Raw genomic sequence first — 15,327 nt, 5'->3', positions numbered from 1 at the left:
TTGATGTCGGATCACGATTCCGGTAACGCAAGGCGCGGGCGAGCGTCGTTTGGCGCATTCGTCCGCAAGCCGGTCGAGCGCGGTTCTGCCGCGAACGCCGGCCAGGCTATCGAGCAGGGCGGTCTTGAAGCAGCGTCATCCCTGCCCGACGATGCCGTCGAGGTCGGGGCGGTGGTCGATGCCTACGGCCTGAAGGGCTGGATCAAGGTCGCGCCTCATGCCGATACCGGTCGCGGCGGCGATGCGTTGCTCAACGCGCGCCGCTGGTGGCTGGAGCGGGGCGCCGAGCGTCACGTCGCACGCGTCACGCAGGCGAAGACGCACGGCGATACGGTCGTCGCACAACCCTCCGGGGTAGGCGATCGCGATGCCGCGCTGTCATTGCGCGGGTTTCGCGTGTTCGTGCGCCGGGAAGATTTTCCGGCGCTGGCGATCGACGAGTTTTACTGGGTCGACCTGATCGGTCTCGATGTCGTCAACGAGCAATCGGTGGCGCTCGGGAAGGTGGTCGGGATGATCGACAACGGCGTGCATTCGATCATGCGCATCGAATATCCGGCGACCGGGAAAGACGGCCAGCCGGCGAGCGCCGAACGGCTGATCCCGTTCGTCGGGGTGTACGTCAAAACGGTGGATCAGGCGGCGCGTCGCATCGTCGTCGACTGGGAAGCCGATTACTAAATGAATCAGGTCACGGAGCGCGCGGTGCAGTTCGATGTCGTCACGCTCTTTCCCGAAATGTTTCGCGCGCTGACCGACTGGGGTATCACCAGCCGGGCCGTGAAGCAAGGGCGTTTCGGGTTGCGTACCTGGAACCCGCGTGATTTCACGACGGACAACTACCGCACGGTCGACGATCGGCCTTATGGTGGCGGTCCGGGCATGGTGATGCTGGCGAAGCCGCTCGAGGCTGCGATCGGTGCCGCGAAAGCGGCGCAGGCGGAGCAGGGCGTCGCGAGCACGCGTGTCGTGATGATGTCGCCGCAGGGCGCGCCACTGTCGCACGACCGTGTGGTGCGGATGGCGCAAGAGCCCGGCGTGATCGTGCTGTGCGGCCGCTACGAAGCGATCGATCAGCGTCTGCTCGATCGTTGCGTCGACGAGGAAATCAGCCTCGGCGATTTCGTGTTGTCCGGCGGCGAGCTGCCGGCGATGGCGATGATGGATGCCGTCGTGCGCCTGCTGCCCGGCGTGCTGAACGATGCGCAGTCGGCCGTGCAGGACAGCTTCGTCGGCGGCCTGCTCGATTGTCCGCATTACACGCGTCCCGAGGAATACGAGGGAGTGCGCGTGCCGGACGTGCTGCTCGGCGGCCATCATGCCGAGATCGAGCGCTGGCGTCGCCAGGAAGCATTGAGGAACACGTGGCTGAAGCGTCCGGACCTGATCGCCCGGGCGCGTCGCGACAAGTTGCTGAGCCGTGCCGACGAGGCATGGCTTGCGAACCTCGCACGCGAAGCGAAGGACGCCTCCTGAGGCGAGATTCGCGGGCGGGAATTGGCGGTGCCGTGCATGCGTGCGCGGCGCCTGATGTGAACCCATCCTCTATCGGGGCCATGCCTGGAATCAGGCGGGCGCAAACGCCGACAAGATGGTTTTAGGAGTCAGTGATGAATCTGATTGCAAAGCTTGAGCAGGAAGAAATCGAGCGCGCGCTCGCAGGCAAGACGATCCCCGAATTCGCCCCGGGCGACACGGTGATCGTGAACGTGAACGTGGTTGAAGGTAACCGCAAGCGCGTTCAGGCTTACGAAGGCGTCGTGATCGCGAAGCGCAACCGTGGCCTCAACTCGTCGTTCATCGTCCGCAAGATTTCGTCGGGCGAAGGCGTCGAGCGTACGTTCCAGACCTACTCGCCGCTGCTGGCGAGCATCGTCGTGAAGCGCCGCGGCGACGTGCGTCGTGCGAAGCTGTACTACCTGCGCGAGCGTTCGGGCAAGTCGGCTCGTATCAAGGAAAAGCTGGTGTCGAAGGATCGCGCCGCAGCAGCTTCCCAAGAGTAAGAGCTGTAAGGAAAAAGCACCCACCCGGGTGCTTTTTTCATTCCGGCGCGACAATACGCTCAGAGCAACCCGAATCAAGAGAGCCCCATTGAACCGCCGCCCCATCATCGATCCCGAAGTGCTGCCGGTCGAAGGCACCGGCGCAGGCCTGCCGCCCATCGATTACGACCGGATGACGCCAGCCGGGATGCGCGAGCGCTTTGCCCGCACGCTCGAATGGATCACGGAACCCGCCGAGGTCCGTCTTCAGGACGGCGTCGATCTGCGCAGCGCCGCCGTGCTCGTGCCGCTCGTCGTTCGTGACGGCGGCTTGACCGTGTTGCTCACGCAGCGCGCCGATCACCTGAACGACCACGCGGGGCAGATCAGCTTTCCCGGCGGCCGACGCGAGCCGTTCGACCGCGATGCGACCGCGACGGCGCTGCGCGAGGCGAAGGAGGAGATCGGGCTCGCCGGCGAGCGGGTCGAGATCCTCGGCTCGCTGCCGGATTTCCTGACGGGCACCGGCTTTTGCGTGTCGCCGGTCGTCGGGCTCGTGCATCCGCCGTTCACGGTGCAGGCCGATACGTTCGAAGTCGCCGAGATCTTCGAGGTGCCGCTCGCGTTCCTGATGAATCCGGCGAACCACGAGGTGCGCGTGTTCCGCTGGGATGGCGGCGAGCGTCGTTTTTTTGCGATGCCTTATCCGAGAGGCGACGCGCACGGGCATTACTTCATCTGGGGCGCAACTGCCGGCATGTTGCGCAATCTGTACCGCTTCTTGGCGGCCGGCTGAACATGCGCGCCGCCCGGCGCGCGTGCGCGGCCGCCGGCCGGCGGCGCCGGCAAGCCATGCGTGGCTTACGCTGTGCTATCGTTATGCAAAAAATGACATAACTCCGAAGACGGCGCCACGCATGACTTTCTTTTCGGTTCTCCTCGCCCTCATCATCGAACAGGTCCGCGCGTTGTCGCCGAGCAATCCGGTGTTCGCGCTGTTCCAGTTTCATGCGGAAACCGTCGCACATGGCCTCGACGCCGGCAAGCAGAAACACGGCATCCTCGCGTGGCTCGCGGTCGTGTTGCCGTGGGTGCTGGTCGTCGCACTGGTCTACTTCCTGCTGTACAAGGTGAGCTTCGTGCTGGCGTTCCTGTGGAACGTCGTGGTCGTGTACTTCACGCTCGGCTTCCGCCAGTTCAGCCATTACTTCACCGATATCCATCTCGCGCTCAACAACGACGACGTGCCGCGTGCGCGCGAAATCCTGCAGGAGTGGACCGGCATCGACACGGTCGACATGCCGGTCGGCGAGATCGTCCGCCACACGCTGATTCACGCCGTCGTCGCGTCGCATCGCCATGTGTTCGGCGTGTTCTTCTGGTACGTGCTGCCGGTCGGCCCGGCCGGCGCGGTGCTGTACCGCATTTCCGAATACCTCGCGCGCAGCTGGTCGGCGCCGGCCGATGATCGCACCGCGGCCTTCTCGACGTTCGCGCAGCGCGCGTTCTTCGTGATCGACTGGGTGCCGTCTCGGCTGACCGCGCTCGGCTTCGCGATCGTCGGCAACTTCGAGGATGCGATCTACGCGTGGCGCAACCACACCCGCCAGTGGCCCGACCCGAATGACGGCGTGCTGCTGGCCGCGGGTAGCGGAGCGCTCGGCGCCCGGCTTGCCGGGCCGCTTGCGGAGCCGTCGAGCCTCGATGCACTGGCGGTCGGCGACAGCGGCCCGCTGACGGTCGGGGACGATTGCACGCCGCGCACGCTGCAGTCGGCCGTCGGCCTCGTCTGGCGCGCGGTGATTCTGTGGATGCTTCTGCTGCTGATGCTGACGATCGCCGTCTGGGTGTCCTGATACGGGCGACACGGGCGTCGTCATACGCAATGAAAAGGCCGGCTCGATGCCGGCCTTTTTGCTGGCGGCTCGCCGCGCCGGCGTCAGTCGTCGCGCGGGTCGCGCACTGCACCGCAGCGCCAGCATGCGGTGAACTGCGCTTCGAGCTGCTCGCCGCATTGACGGCATCGCCATGACGCGTCGCCCGCTGCCGGGCCGTGCGATGCGGCGTCGAGCAGGCGGCGCGCGAGCGCGTCATCGCGCTCGTCGTCGAGCCAGACCTCGGGCGCGCATGCGTCGGCGGGCAGGCCGCCGAGCGCGCCTGTCGCGTAGCGGTTGTGTAGTTCGCAGCCGATGCCGGCCGCTTCGAGCACGTTCACCCAGTGCTGCGCGGTCGCGAGATCGGGTGCCTTGAAACGCATCGCGGCTCCTGTCGGCGAGGGGGCGGGGAGCGACCGGGGCGGACCGACATGCCCCGGCCGGCCATCAGCGCACGACCTGGCTTGCCTCGTGCACCAGTTGCGCATACAACGCATGCCGCGTCGGCGCCACGCGGCCGTCGGAGACTGCCTCCAGGATCGCGCAGCCGGGCTCGTGCAGATGATGACAATTATAGAAACGGCAGTGCGCGAGCAGCGGGCGGAACTCCGGGAATGCGCGCTCGAGGCGGCCTTCCGTCAGATGATAGAGACCGAATTCCTGGAAGCCCGGCGAATCGATCAGCGCACCGTCGCCGCCCGGCAGCGGATAGAGGCGCGTGAACGTCGTCGTATGCCGGCCGCTGTTGAGCGCGGCGGAGATTTCCCGGGTCGCGGCTTCCGCGTCGGGCACGAGCAGGTTCACGAGCGTCGACTTCCCCATGCCCGACTGGCCGAGCAGGATCGTCGCGTGCCCGGCCAGATGCGGGGCCAGCTGCGCGCGCGCGTCGTCGGGGCGGCCCTTGACCGACAGTTCCAGCACGTCGTAGCCGAGCGCGCGATACGGCGCGAGCCGTTCGCGGGCGACCGGCAGCGCGGCTTCGACGTCGATCTTGTTCAGCACGATCAGCGGCTTCAGGTCGTTCGCCTCGGCGGCGATCAGCGCGCGGCCGAGCAGATCCTCGCTGAAATAGGGCTCGGTCGCGAGCACGATCAGCAGCTGGTCGAGGTTGGCCGCGAACAGCTTCGACTTGAACTGGTCGGAGCGGTACAGCAGATTGCGCCGCTCGCCGATCTCGACGATCACGCCCTGGTCGGCGGACGCATGTTCGTACGCGACGCGGTCGCCGACCGCGACGTCGCTCTTCTTGCCGCGCGGGAAGCACTGCAGCATCGGGCCGCCGTCGTCGGGGGCGACGATGTAATGGCGGCCGTGCGCCGCGATCACGCGGCCTTCGGCACGTTCCGCGCGCGATGCGCGCGGGGCCGGCTTGCGGGAGGTCGGCCGGCTCATGCGTGCTGCAGCAACCGGTCGATCCGCTGCGAAGCGGGCGGGTGCGAGTAGTAGAAGGCCGTGTAGACGGGGTCGGGCGTGAGCGTCGACGCGTTGTCCTCGTACAGCTTCACGAGCGCGCTGACGAGATCCTGCGCGGCGGTCTGGCTGGCGGCGAACGCGTCCGCTTCGAACTCGTGCTTGCGCGACGTCAGGCTGCCGACCGGCGTCGCGAAGAACAGGAACACCGGAATCGCGAGGAAGAACAGCACGAGCGCGGCACCGGCGTTGCTGGAATCGAGCGACGGCATCACGCCGAGCCCGGTGTAGAACCATGCGCGCTGCGCGAGCCAGCCGAGCAGCGCGAGCAGCGCGAGGCTCAGCACGAACGACACGAGCATGCGTTTCATCACGTGGCGGCGCTTGAAATGGCCGAGCTCGTGCGCGAGCACGGCCTCGATCTCCTCGCCGGACAGGCGGGCGAGCAGCGTATCGAAGAACACGATCCGCTTCGACGCGCCGAAACCGGTGAAGTACGCGTTGCCGTGCGCGGAGCGGCGGCTACCGTCCATCACGAACAGGCCCTTCGCCGCGAAGCCGCAGCGCTGCATCAGCGACTCGATGCGCGCGCGCAGCGCGTCGTCCTTCAGCGGTTCGAACTTGTTGAAGAGCGGGGCGATGAAGGTCGGGTAGATCAGCAGCACGAGCATCTGGAACGCGACCCAGACGATCCAGGTCCACAGCCACCACAGGCTGCCGGCCTGGTTCATCAGCCAGAGCACGACGAACAGCAGCGGCAGGCCGAGCGCGGCGCCGAGCAGCGCATTCTTCAGCAGATCGGCGAAGAACAGGCGCTTGGCCATCCGGTTGAAGCCGAAGCGCTGCTCGATGCCGAACTGGCGGTAGTACTCGAACGGAACGTCGATCACGCTCGTGATCGCGAACACCGCGGCGACGAGCGCGACCTGCTGCCCGTAGCCGCGGCCGAGCCAGCCGGACAGCAGCGTGTCGAGCGCGCCAACGCCGCCGAGCAGCGTGAGCGCGACGAGCACCGCCGCGCTGACGACGATCTCGACCATCGCCAGCCGGGTGCGCTCGACCGTGTAGTCGGCCGCGCGCTGGTGCGCGGAGAGCGGGATGGTCGAGCTGAACTGGGCCGGCACGCGGTTGCGGTGCGCGGCGACGAAGCGGACCTGCCGCGAGGCCAGCCACAGCTTGGTGACGACCATCGCGAGCACGGCAAGCGCGAACAGCAGGGTGAACGAATAGGGTGACATCGAAGGCGCCAAAGGGTTCTATGCGAGAATTATATGTTCTTGCGGACGGGGCCCGCTGACGCGTCGCCTGCCGACGCCGCGCAGCGCGCCGCCCGCCAATTTCCAGGACGACTCATGACCGATACCCCCGCTTCCGCCAGCCAGCCCGAACTCGTGCGCAACGAGATGAATCTCGTCTGGCTCGACATGGAAATGACGGGCCTCGACCCGGATAATGACCGCATCATCGAGATCGCGGTCGTCGTGACCAACTCGACGCTCGAGATCGCGGTCGAAGGCCCGGTGTTCGCGATTCACCAGAGCGATGCGACGCTCGCCAAGATGGACGACTGGAACAAGAACACGCACGGCCGCTCGGGGCTGATCGACCGCGTGCGCGCGTCGACCGTGACCGAGGCGGACGCCGCCGCGCAGCTCCAGGCCTTCCTCGGCCAGTACGTGCCGCCGGGCAAGTCGCCGATGTGCGGCAACTCGATCTGCCAGGACCGCCGCTTCATGGCGCGCTGGATGCCGGAGTTCGAGCGCTTCTTCCACTACCGCAACCTCGACGTCAGCACGCTCAAGGAGCTGTGCCGCCGCTGGCAGCCGGCGATCTACAAGGGGTTCCAGAAGCGCGCGATGCACACCGCGCTGGCCGACATCCACGAGTCGATCGACGAGCTGAAGTACTACCGCCAGCATTTCCTGATCCCGGCCACGCCGGCCGCCGCGAGCGCCGGCGAATCCGCGCCGGCCGCCTGAGCGGGCCGGCCTTGCGGGCCGCGCCGCGTCAGCGCGGCGCGCGCTGCGCGCTTTTCGGCCGGAACGCCGCGACCACCGCGGCATCGGTCTCGATGTACGGGCCGCCGATCAGGTCGATGCAGTAGGGCACCGCGGCGAAGATGCCCGGCACGGTCGTGTTGCCGCTCGCGTCGCGCAGCCCTTCGAGGGTTTCCTTGATCGATTTCGGCTGGCCCGGCAGGTTGATGATCAGCGCCGCGTGGTCGGCCGTCTCGCGGATCACCGCGACCTGCCGCGACAGGATCGCGGTCGGCACGAAATTCAGGCTGATCTGCCGCATCTGCTCGCCGAACCCCGGCATTTCCTTCGTCGCCACCGCGAGCGTCGCCTCGGGCGTCACGTCGCGGCGCGCGGGGCCGGTGCCGCCGGTCGTCAGCACGAGGTCGCAGCCGGCCGTGTCGACCAGCTCGACGAGCGTCGCGGAGATCGTCGCGGCGTCGTCCTGGATCAGCCGCGTCTCGGCGCGCCACGGCGAGCTCAGCGCGGCGCCGAGCCACGCCTGCAGCGCCGGAATGCCCTTGTCCTCGTAGACGCCGGTGCTCGCGCGGTCGCTGATCGACACGAGGCCGACCAGCAGCTCGTCCGGGTGGTTACGCTTCGTCGTCATCGTCCTCTCCGGCCGGCGCGTCTTCCTCGTCGTCCGCGCCGGGCGTGCCGCTCGCCGTCTTGATCCACTGGAACAGCTCGCGGAAGTAGCGCGGCGGCTTGCCTTGCTGCGCTTCCTTGCGCGCGTTGCGGATCAGCGTGCGGCCTTCCTGCACGTCGGCTTCCGGGTGCTGGCGGACGAATTCGGTCAGCGCGTCGTCGTTGGCGAGCAGCTGCTCGCGGGTGCGTTCGATCCAGTGCAGGCGGGCCGTCGCGGCCTTGTTCACGCCGCGCTGAGCGTCGAGCGCGGTGCGCAGCGCGGCCGTCTCGTCGTCGGTCAGCGAGCGCATCACGCGGCCGACATACTGGAGCTGGCGGCGCTTGCCTTCGTGATCGGTGATGCGGCGCGCCTCGCGCACCGCGTCCGCGAGGTCTTCCGGCATCGGCATGCGCTTGAGCGCGTCTTTCGGCAGGTCGACGAGCGCCTGGCCGAGTTCCTGCAGCGCGTGCATGTCGCGCTTCAACTGGGATTTGCTGGGGCGATCGTAGCCATGGCCGGCGTCGTCGTCGGCGTGCTCGATCGGCTGAATACGGGTTTTGCGTGTCATGGGCGGCATTGTATCGCGCCGCGGCCGCCCCAAGCTTCTCCGTTACGGCGTCCCGGACCCGAAATGAAACGGCCCCGACGCCGACTGCGTTCGCTGCGCCCCGAGGGGGCGATCAGTGCGCTTGGGGCGGCCCGGCACTGCTATGATCGCGGGATACGACAATTTTGAACACGCGGGCCGCGAGCCCGTCACCGGATATCACGAAGATGGCTGCCAATCTCGACACGCAAGCGCGCTATTTCCCGCATACGCAGGACCAGCTGAAAGAAATCGCCTCGGACATCCTCCGGCACGCGAAGGCGCTTGGCGCATCGGACGCCGCGACCGAAATCTCCGAAGGCGACGGCCTGTCGGTGTCGGTGCGCCGCGGCGAGGTCGAGACGATCGAGCACAACCGCGACAAGATGGTCGGCGTGACGGTGTTCATCGGCAAGAAGCGCGGCAACGCGAGCACGTCGGATTTCTCGCCGGCCGCGATCAAGGACACCGTCGCCGCCGCGTACAACATCGCGCGCTTCACCGCCGAGGACGACGCGGCCGGGCTCGCCGAAGCCGAGCTGCTCGAGATCGACCCGCGCGACCTCGATCTCTACCACCCGTGGGACCTGAGCGCCGACGAAGCAGTCGAGCTCGCGCGCCGCGCGGAGGACGCCGCGTTCGCGGTCAGCCCGCAGATCCGCAATTCGGAAGGCGCGAGCGTGTCCGCGCAGCATTCGCAGTTCGTGCTCGCGACGTCGCGCGGCTTCCTCGCCGGCTACCCGTACTCGCGCCACTATGTCGCATGCGCGCCGATCGCGGGCAGCGGCCGCCACATGCAGCGCGACGACTGGTATTCGTCGAAGCGCAGCGCGGCCGACCTCGCGGCGCCGGAAGCGGTCGGCCGTTACGCGGCCGAACGCGCGCTCGCGCGGATGGGCGCGCGCCGCCTGGATACGCGCAAGGTGCCGGTGCTGTTCGAGGCGCCGCTCGCGGCCGGCCTGCTCGGCGCGTTCGTGCAGGCGGTGAGCGGCGGCGCGTTGTACCGCAAGACCTCGTTCCTCGTCGACAGCCTCGGCAAGCCGGTGTTCGCGCCGCATGTGCAGATCGTCGAGGATCCGCACGTGCCGCGCGCGATGGGCAGCGCGCCGTTCGACGAGGAAGGCGTGCGCACCCGCTCGCGCAGCGTCGTCAAGGACGGCGTCGTCGAGGGGTATTTCCTGTCGACCTATTCGGCCCGCAAGCTCGGCACGCAGACGACCGGCAACGCCGGCGGCTCGCACAACCTGTCGCTGCGCAGCGCGAACACGCAGCCGGGCGACGATTTCGACGCGATGCTGAAGAAGCTCGGCACGGGCCTGCTGCTGACCGAACTGATGGGGCAGGGCGTGAACTACGTGACCGGCGACTATTCGCGCGGCGCGGCGGGGTTCTGGGTCGAGAACGGCGTGATCCAGTATCCGGTCGAGGAGATCACCGTCGCGAGCACGCTGCAGGAGATGTTCCGCCACATCGTCGCGATCGGCGCGGATTCGATCGTGCGCGGCACGAAGGAAACCGGCTCGGTGCTGATCGAGCAGATGACGATCGCCGGGCAGTGACGCGCGCGGCGCGCCGATGATGCGGCGCCGCATCGCGCGGCGTTCGCCGGCCCGAGCGGCCGCACCCATGAAAAAGCCCGACCGGCGGATGTGCCGGTCGGGCTTTTTCGTTGCGGTGCGTCAGCCGCGCTGGCGCGCGTAGACGACGAACGCGTAGCCGAACGCGTTCGGCGCGGCGGCCTGGTGCGGCTCGCGCGACACTTCGCGCCAGTGCGCGGGGTCGGGCGCGGGGAACGACGCGTCGCCGTCGAAGTCGGCGTCGATCTCGGTGACGACCAGCTTGTCGGCGAGCGCGAGGCCTTCCGCGTAAAGCTGCGCGCCGCCGATCAGGAACGCCTCGGCCGCGCCGTCCCGCGCGGCGAGCGCGAGCGCGTCGGCGAGCGACGTGACGGTGTCGCAGCCGTCGAAGCGGCGCGCCGCATCGCGCGTGACGACGATGTTGCGGCGCCCCGGCAGCGGCCGGCCGATCGATTCGTGGGTCTTGCGGCCCATCACGATCGGCGCGCCCATCGTCGTGCGCTTGAAGAAGGCGAGGTCCTCGGGAAGTTTCCAGGGCAACTGGTTGTCGCGGCCGATGATGCCGTTGCGGGCACGCGCGACGATCAGGGTCAGCGTCGTCATGAATGGTGGGAAGCGGAAAACGGGAACGGCGCCGATTCTACCGGAATGCCGGCGCGCGTCCCGTGTGGCCTACTGCCCGTGTTCGTCGTCGCCCGCCGCCGCCGCGCGCTGCTCGGTGTCGGACAGGTCGCGCAGCCCGTGCGCGCCCATCAGCCGGTACAGCGTCACGCGCGAGATCCCGAGTTCCGCGGCGGCCTCCGCGAGCCGGTGACGGTGGCGCAGCAGCGCCGCTTCGATCGCGCGTTTTTCCGCGCGCTCGCGGGCCTCGGCGAGCGTCGTCGACTGCTGGGCCGTGTACTGCCCGAGATCGAGATCGGACGCCGAGATCAGCCGGCTGTCGGCCATCACGATCGCGCGGCGGATCCGGTTGATCAGCTCGCGCACGTTGCCGGGCCACGGATAGTTGTACAGCGCCTCGATCGCGCACGGCGTGAAGCCGCGGATCTTGCGCGCACCGTCGCTGCGGAACTTCAGCAGCACATGATGCGCGAGCAGCTCGATGTCCTTGCCGCGCGCGCGCAGCGGCGGTTCGTCGATGCGCAGCACGCACAGCCGGTGGAACAGGTCCGCGCGGAAATGGCCGTCGCGCATCGCCGCTTCGAGATCGACGTGCGTCGCCGACAGGATCCGCACGTCCACCGCGATCGATTCGTGGCCGCCGAGCCGCTCGATCCGGCCTTCCTGCAGGAAGCGCAGCATGCTCGCCTGGCTCTCGAGCGGCATGTCGCCGATTTCGTCGAGGAACAGCGTGCCGCCGTGCGCGGCCTCGACGCGGCCGATCTTGCGCTGGTTCGCGCCGGTGAACGCGCCGCGCTCGTAGCCGAACAGCTCCGACTGCAGCAGGTGATGCGGGATCGCGCCGCAGTTGATCGCGACGAACGGCGCCTTGCGGCGCGTCGAGCGCTCGTGGATCGCGAGCGCGGTCAGCTCCTTGCCGGTGCCCGATTCGCCGGAGATGAACACCGTCGCGTCGGTGTTCGCGACCTTGCGGATCGTGCGGAACAACTGCTGCATCGCGTCGCAGGTGCCGACCATCTCGTCGTCGCCGGTCGCGGCGACGTCGCTCGCGAGCTCGAGATCGCACAGCGTCACCATCCCGTACGCGTGGCCGACGAGGTAGTCGATCGTCGTGTGCGTCGGCGGGCCCTTCACGTAGTCGAAGCAGCACTGGCGGATCAGCTTGCGGATCTCGGGCTCCGCGAGGCGCGCGGGATCGGCGAGCGCGATCCAGCCGATCTGCTGGTGGCGCAGGATCGGCTCGAGCGCGGCGATGTCGCGCATCGCGAAGCCGTCGAGATCGACGATGCCCGCGTGCGCAAGCTCGGGCTTCACGAGCCGCTGCGCGTCGTGCGCGGATTTCGCGCACAGCACCTCCCAGCGCCGCTCTCGCAGATGCGCGACGAGCGCCGCATCGGGGCGGCGCGACAGATACACGAGTGGCCGGACTGCAGGCAGGTGGCCGGTCCCGGCCCCGTCGGAGTGCGCGATCGTGAGTCGCGGCGCGAAGCCCGGCGGGGCGGCTGATGAGACGGGGCGGGAGTCGTGCACGATATCCTCGCTACGGTGTCGCGCTTCAGAACGTATACGGGAAGCGCAGGCCGACGATGAAGTTCGGCGCGTCGGGCGTGAGCCCGATCGCGACCGACGCATTCATCGTCAGGTGCTTGTTGAACACATGATTGAGACCGAAACCCAGCGTCGACGCGGTCGTCTGGCTGCCCGGCACCCGCTGCCAGTTGCCGCCGGGCGCCTGCGTGCGGGTCGACGCTGCGATCGCCATCGTGTAGGAGATGCTCGCCGAGTCGCGCTCCGAGAACGCGAGCGCGACGCCGCCGCCGAACTGGACGATGTCGGCAAGCTTCACCTTCGCGGGCTGGGTCTGCCCGACCACCGACGAGATGTCGGAGAACGAGCGCGCGACGTTGTACGTATAGGAGACGCTGCCGAACAGCACGACCGGGTCGTAGGTCTTCAGCGCCGACACGCCGGCCGTGATGCTCCAGAAGCCGGTGCCGGTCGGCAGCTTGCTCGGCGCGACGAGGTTGGTGTTGTTCGGGTCGGACTGCAGCAGCTTGATGCCGAACGGCGACGTGCCGGTGGGCGACTTCACGCGCAGGCTGCCGACGATGTCGGGCACGCTGCCGTGCTCCTTCACGAACTGGTAGTAAATGCCGAAGTTCACGTCGCCGAGCGCGTGCGAATTCACCGACGTGTCGGACAGCGTGTTGGCCGCGCCGCCGGCGCCGCCGTTCATGAAGGTCGCGGTGCGGTACATGTAGGGCACGTCGACGTCGACGCTGATGCGGTCGGTGAGCCCGTAGCGCACGTCCACGTCGGACATCAGCTGGTGCGACTTCGTCTGGCCGAGATTCAGGTTGCCGAGGAAGATCGCATCGAGCGCGAGGAAGCCGGAGAGCTGCAGCTGCCGGCGGTCGTAATAGGTGTCGCTGATCCCCCAGTCGATCGTCAGCTTGCGGGCGAACAGCGGCGCATGCTCGCGCTGCGCGACCGCTTCCTCGGCGGCCGTGCGGGTGGGTTCCGCGGCTTTCTGCGTGGTGCCGATCGTGCCGGGCATGCCGGTATCGGCCGCGCCCGCGCCCGAACCTGCAGGCGGCGGCGGATTGACCGGCACGCCGGTCGCGGTGCCGGTGCCTTCGCCCGGCGCGGGCGTGACGGGCGTGTACTGCGAGACGAGCGTGCCCGGCGCGGCGCCGGGCGCGCCCGGTTCGCCGCGGCCGCGCCGCGCCATCTCGAGATCGATGACCTGATGTTCGAGCGCGTTGATCTTGCGCTGCTGCTCGTCGACGACTTTCATCAGCATGTTGAGCCGCTCCTCGAGCGATTGGTCGGCGAGCGCCTGGGCGTGCGCGCACTGCATGAATACGAAGCAGAGGACCGCGGCCGGTATGGCGGCAAGCGAGGCGCGCGGCTGATCTGTTGACGACTTGTGTGACATGTCCTTCCCCCCGGATGGGGCGGCTGCGCGGCGAACCAAGGGGTTCGCTCCGCGGCCGCCTGAAACGGCGCACGCACGCGTGGCCGATGCGATGTCGCGGCTTGCGCGCCGCCTGTCATCTCCTCAAGAGGGCGCCGCTTTGCAGCGCCTGCAGGACGCCCATCTGACGGAGCGTCGCGGGTGACATCTGTTGCGTATGCAACAGGATTTGCAGCTGGTTCGAGACGATCTGGCGATTGCCTGCGACCTGCAGCAGTTGCGCGATCGCGCCGGCCTGCTGGTTCGCGGCCGGGGTGATCGACTGGGTGGCGAGCCCGGCGGGCGTCTGCAGCACGAGCGAGACGCCGTTGCTGCCGAACGAGACGCCGGCCTTCACCGTGCCGGACGCATCGGTCGCGAACGCGCTCGAATTCGACGTCGAGCCGGGCATGGCCGCCGGCGCCGGGTTCTGCGCATTGAAATCGATGACGGCGGCGTTGCTGCCGGCATTGTTGTTGCCTGCGACCTGCGTGACCTGCGAGATGCCGTTGACCGATACCGATTGCCCGCCCGTCGCGACGGCGTGCGGGTTCGCGCCGCTCGGCCCGCCGTGGCCGCCGACGACCTTCGCGAGCGTCGTGACATGCGCGTCGAGCTGATTCGCGGCATTCGTGGCGGCCGTCAGCGTGCCCTGTGCGATCGCCAGGGCGCCGTTCGGCAGCTGCCATTGGGACACCAGGTTCACGACGAACCCGGAAATCATCGAAGCGCCGGCATATTTGCCGGTCTGGTGGGCGAGGACGTCGTCGTCGACGAGCTGCATGGCCGGTGCAGGCAATCGGTTGTCGAACGGACGTGTTGCATTGAGCGCGCCGGGCGCGTTTTCGGCTGCAACGGCGCTGCTCGCGTAGCCGCACATGGTGGCGCACCAGGCGAGGCAAAGCGGCGAGAGGTAGCGTTTCATGACGGGTCAGAACAAGTCTGCCTTGATCAAGCCGAATTCAACGAAGGGAACCGCGGCGGAGCCCGTGTTGAGCGCCTGATCGCGCAACTTGAGCGCCAGCGATTCGTTGTTCTGCAAAAGAGGCGAGTCCTCCCTGAAGGGTTTGCCCAGCACGGCGAACACGAGGCCGTTCCAGGTCTTGGCGAAATCCTGTTCGAGCAGAATGCGGTTGCCGAGCGCCGGGTCGGCAATGAAGACCCGGCCGTTCTCCGCATGCTTGACGATCACGAAATGCTCGTAGCCGTCGAGATCCATCAGCACGAGCACGGGAATCTGCAGGTGGTACAACGCGTCGATGCCGACCCGGAAACCGCGGCCGCGCAGCCCGAGCGTCTCGACGAACTTCTTCATGTCGAGCATCGAGAAGCCGTTGCGGACCACGACCTCGGGCGTCGAGAACGCCATCATCCGCCGGATCATTTCGGTTTCCGGAATATCGATGTCGTAGCCGTACTTGAGCAGCGTCGCGAGCGCGGCCGAGCCGCAGCTGAAGTCGAACTGCTGGTTGACGACGTCGCGATAGCGCAGGTCGCGGATCGATTGCAGATGCTTCGTGAGCGGGACGCCCGCGAGCGTGGACGTATCGATGCTCGACTGCGCGAAGCCTGATGTGCACCCGATGCCGCTGGCGATGACGACGGCGATGCGCAGCGACACCCGCCGATATTCCCCGGACATGCTGTTCTCCTGCTGCGCGCGTCGCGCCGCACGATG

At 67.9% G+C, this 15,327-nt stretch carries 16 protein-coding genes and 1 pseudogene; 7 read left to right on the top strand and 10 right to left on the bottom strand.

Going from position 1 to position 15,327, the window contains the following annotated elements; translation table 11 throughout:
• Positions 1 to 3: 3 nt before the first annotated feature.
• From rimM to ABFO07_RS14245, 5 genes are all read left to right on the top strand, one after another.
• Entirely contained in the window at positions 4 to 681 is a 678-nt protein-coding gene (gene rimM, locus ABFO07_RS14265) for a ribosome maturation factor RimM (protein ID WP_322233641.1), read from the top strand.
• Positions 682 to 1,476: a tRNA (guanosine(37)-N1)-methyltransferase TrmD gene (gene trmD / locus ABFO07_RS14260; RefSeq protein WP_059559236.1), complete on the top strand. Its 795-nt coding sequence runs from the start codon at positions 682 to 684 to the stop codon at positions 1,474 to 1,476.
• A gap of 134 nt (positions 1,477 to 1,610) precedes the next feature.
• Positions 1,611 to 2,003 (top strand): 50S ribosomal protein L19, encoded by a 393-nt coding sequence (rplS, locus tag ABFO07_RS14255; RefSeq protein ID WP_006400699.1) that lies wholly within the window; start codon positions 1,611 to 1,613, stop codon positions 2,001 to 2,003.
• Positions 2,004 to 2,091: 88 nt separating this feature from the next.
• Entirely contained in the window at positions 2,092 to 2,778 is a 687-nt protein-coding gene (locus ABFO07_RS14250; protein ID WP_059986091.1) for a CoA pyrophosphatase, read from the top strand.
• Positions 2,779 to 2,899: 121 nt separating this feature from the next.
• Complete coding sequence (locus ABFO07_RS14245; RefSeq protein WP_059559225.1) at positions 2,900 to 3,838, top strand: CobD/CbiB family protein; 939 nt, start codon at positions 2,900 to 2,902, stop codon at positions 3,836 to 3,838.
• 83 nt (positions 3,839 to 3,921) lie between these two features.
• Here ABFO07_RS14245 and ABFO07_RS14240 read toward each other — a convergent pair whose 3' ends face one another.
• From ABFO07_RS14240 to ABFO07_RS14230, 3 genes are all read right to left on the bottom strand, one after another.
• Entirely contained in the window at positions 3,922 to 4,239 is a 318-nt protein-coding gene (locus ABFO07_RS14240) for a DUF2007 domain-containing protein (RefSeq protein ID WP_059559221.1), read from the bottom strand.
• A 64-nt stretch (positions 4,240 to 4,303) separates the two neighbouring features.
• On the bottom strand, positions 4,304 to 5,248 hold the full coding sequence (gene rsgA / locus ABFO07_RS14235) for a ribosome small subunit-dependent GTPase A (protein WP_059559217.1): 945 nt from the start codon (positions 5,246 to 5,248) through the stop codon (positions 4,304 to 4,306).
• Complete coding sequence (locus ABFO07_RS14230; RefSeq protein ID WP_059559212.1) at positions 5,245 to 6,504, bottom strand: M48 family metallopeptidase; 1,260 nt, start codon at positions 6,502 to 6,504, stop codon at positions 5,245 to 5,247. The genes rsgA and ABFO07_RS14230 overlap by 4 nt, the downstream gene beginning before the upstream one ends.
• A 114-nt stretch (positions 6,505 to 6,618) precedes the next feature.
• On the opposite strand from ABFO07_RS14230, the gene orn reads away from it, so the two are divergent.
• Positions 6,619 to 7,245 (top strand): oligoribonuclease, encoded by a 627-nt coding sequence (gene orn / locus ABFO07_RS14225; protein ID WP_059559208.1) that lies wholly within the window; start codon positions 6,619 to 6,621, stop codon positions 7,243 to 7,245.
• A 28-nt stretch (positions 7,246 to 7,273) separates the two neighbouring features.
• Here orn and mog read toward each other — a convergent pair whose 3' ends face one another.
• Both mog and yjgA read right to left on the bottom strand, forming a co-directional pair.
• Positions 7,274 to 7,891 (bottom strand): molybdopterin adenylyltransferase, encoded by a 618-nt coding sequence (mog, locus tag ABFO07_RS14220; protein ID WP_059802955.1) that lies wholly within the window; start codon positions 7,889 to 7,891, stop codon positions 7,274 to 7,276.
• A complete protein-coding gene (gene yjgA / locus ABFO07_RS14215; RefSeq protein ID WP_059559199.1) occupies positions 7,875 to 8,477 on the bottom strand; it encodes a ribosome biogenesis factor YjgA in 603 nt (200 codons plus the stop codon). Before yjgA ends, mog begins: the two co-directional genes overlap by 17 nt.
• A gap of 206 nt (positions 8,478 to 8,683) precedes the next feature.
• Here yjgA and pmbA point away from each other — a divergent pair, with 206 nt between their 5' ends.
• Positions 8,684 to 10,054: a metalloprotease PmbA gene (gene pmbA, locus ABFO07_RS14210; RefSeq protein ID WP_347467688.1), complete on the top strand. Its 1,371-nt coding sequence runs from the start codon at positions 8,684 to 8,686 to the stop codon at positions 10,052 to 10,054.
• 120 nt (positions 10,055 to 10,174) lie between these two features.
• Here pmbA and ABFO07_RS14205 read toward each other — a convergent pair whose 3' ends face one another.
• The 5 genes and pseudogenes from ABFO07_RS14205 to ABFO07_RS14185 all read right to left on the bottom strand — a co-directional run bounded on the left by ABFO07_RS14205 (position 10,175) and on the right by ABFO07_RS14185 (position 15,291).
• A complete protein-coding gene (locus ABFO07_RS14205) occupies positions 10,175 to 10,675 on the bottom strand; it encodes a dihydrofolate reductase (protein WP_059802953.1) in 501 nt (166 codons plus the stop codon).
• Positions 10,676 to 10,744: 69 nt separating this feature from the next.
• Positions 10,745 to 12,316, bottom strand: a pseudogene (locus tag ABFO07_RS14200) (sigma 54-interacting transcriptional regulator); the annotation flags it as partial.
• The gene (locus ABFO07_RS14195) at positions 12,249 to 13,631 is read right to left on the bottom strand and encodes a hypothetical protein (protein ID WP_059907464.1); all 1,383 of its coding nucleotides are present in this window, start codon (positions 13,629 to 13,631) and stop codon (positions 12,249 to 12,251) included. The pseudogene ABFO07_RS14200 and the gene ABFO07_RS14195, both read right to left, overlap by 68 nt.
• Positions 13,632 to 13,746: 115 nt before the next feature.
• Complete coding sequence (locus tag ABFO07_RS14190) at positions 13,747 to 14,574, bottom strand: peptidase C39 (RefSeq protein WP_124490287.1); 828 nt, start codon at positions 14,572 to 14,574, stop codon at positions 13,747 to 13,749.
• A 6-nt stretch (positions 14,575 to 14,580) separates the two neighbouring features.
• On the bottom strand, positions 14,581 to 15,291 hold the full coding sequence (locus ABFO07_RS14185) for a C39 family peptidase (RefSeq protein WP_059564710.1): 711 nt from the start codon (positions 15,289 to 15,291) through the stop codon (positions 14,581 to 14,583).
• Between the last annotated feature and the right edge of the window lie 36 nt (positions 15,292 to 15,327).

Source organism: Burkholderia stagnalis (assembly GCF_039848545.1).
Taxonomy (GTDB): Bacteria; Pseudomonadota; Gammaproteobacteria; order Burkholderiales; family Burkholderiaceae; genus Burkholderia; species Burkholderia stagnalis.
This window is presented reverse-complemented; position numbering and strand designations above follow the sequence as displayed.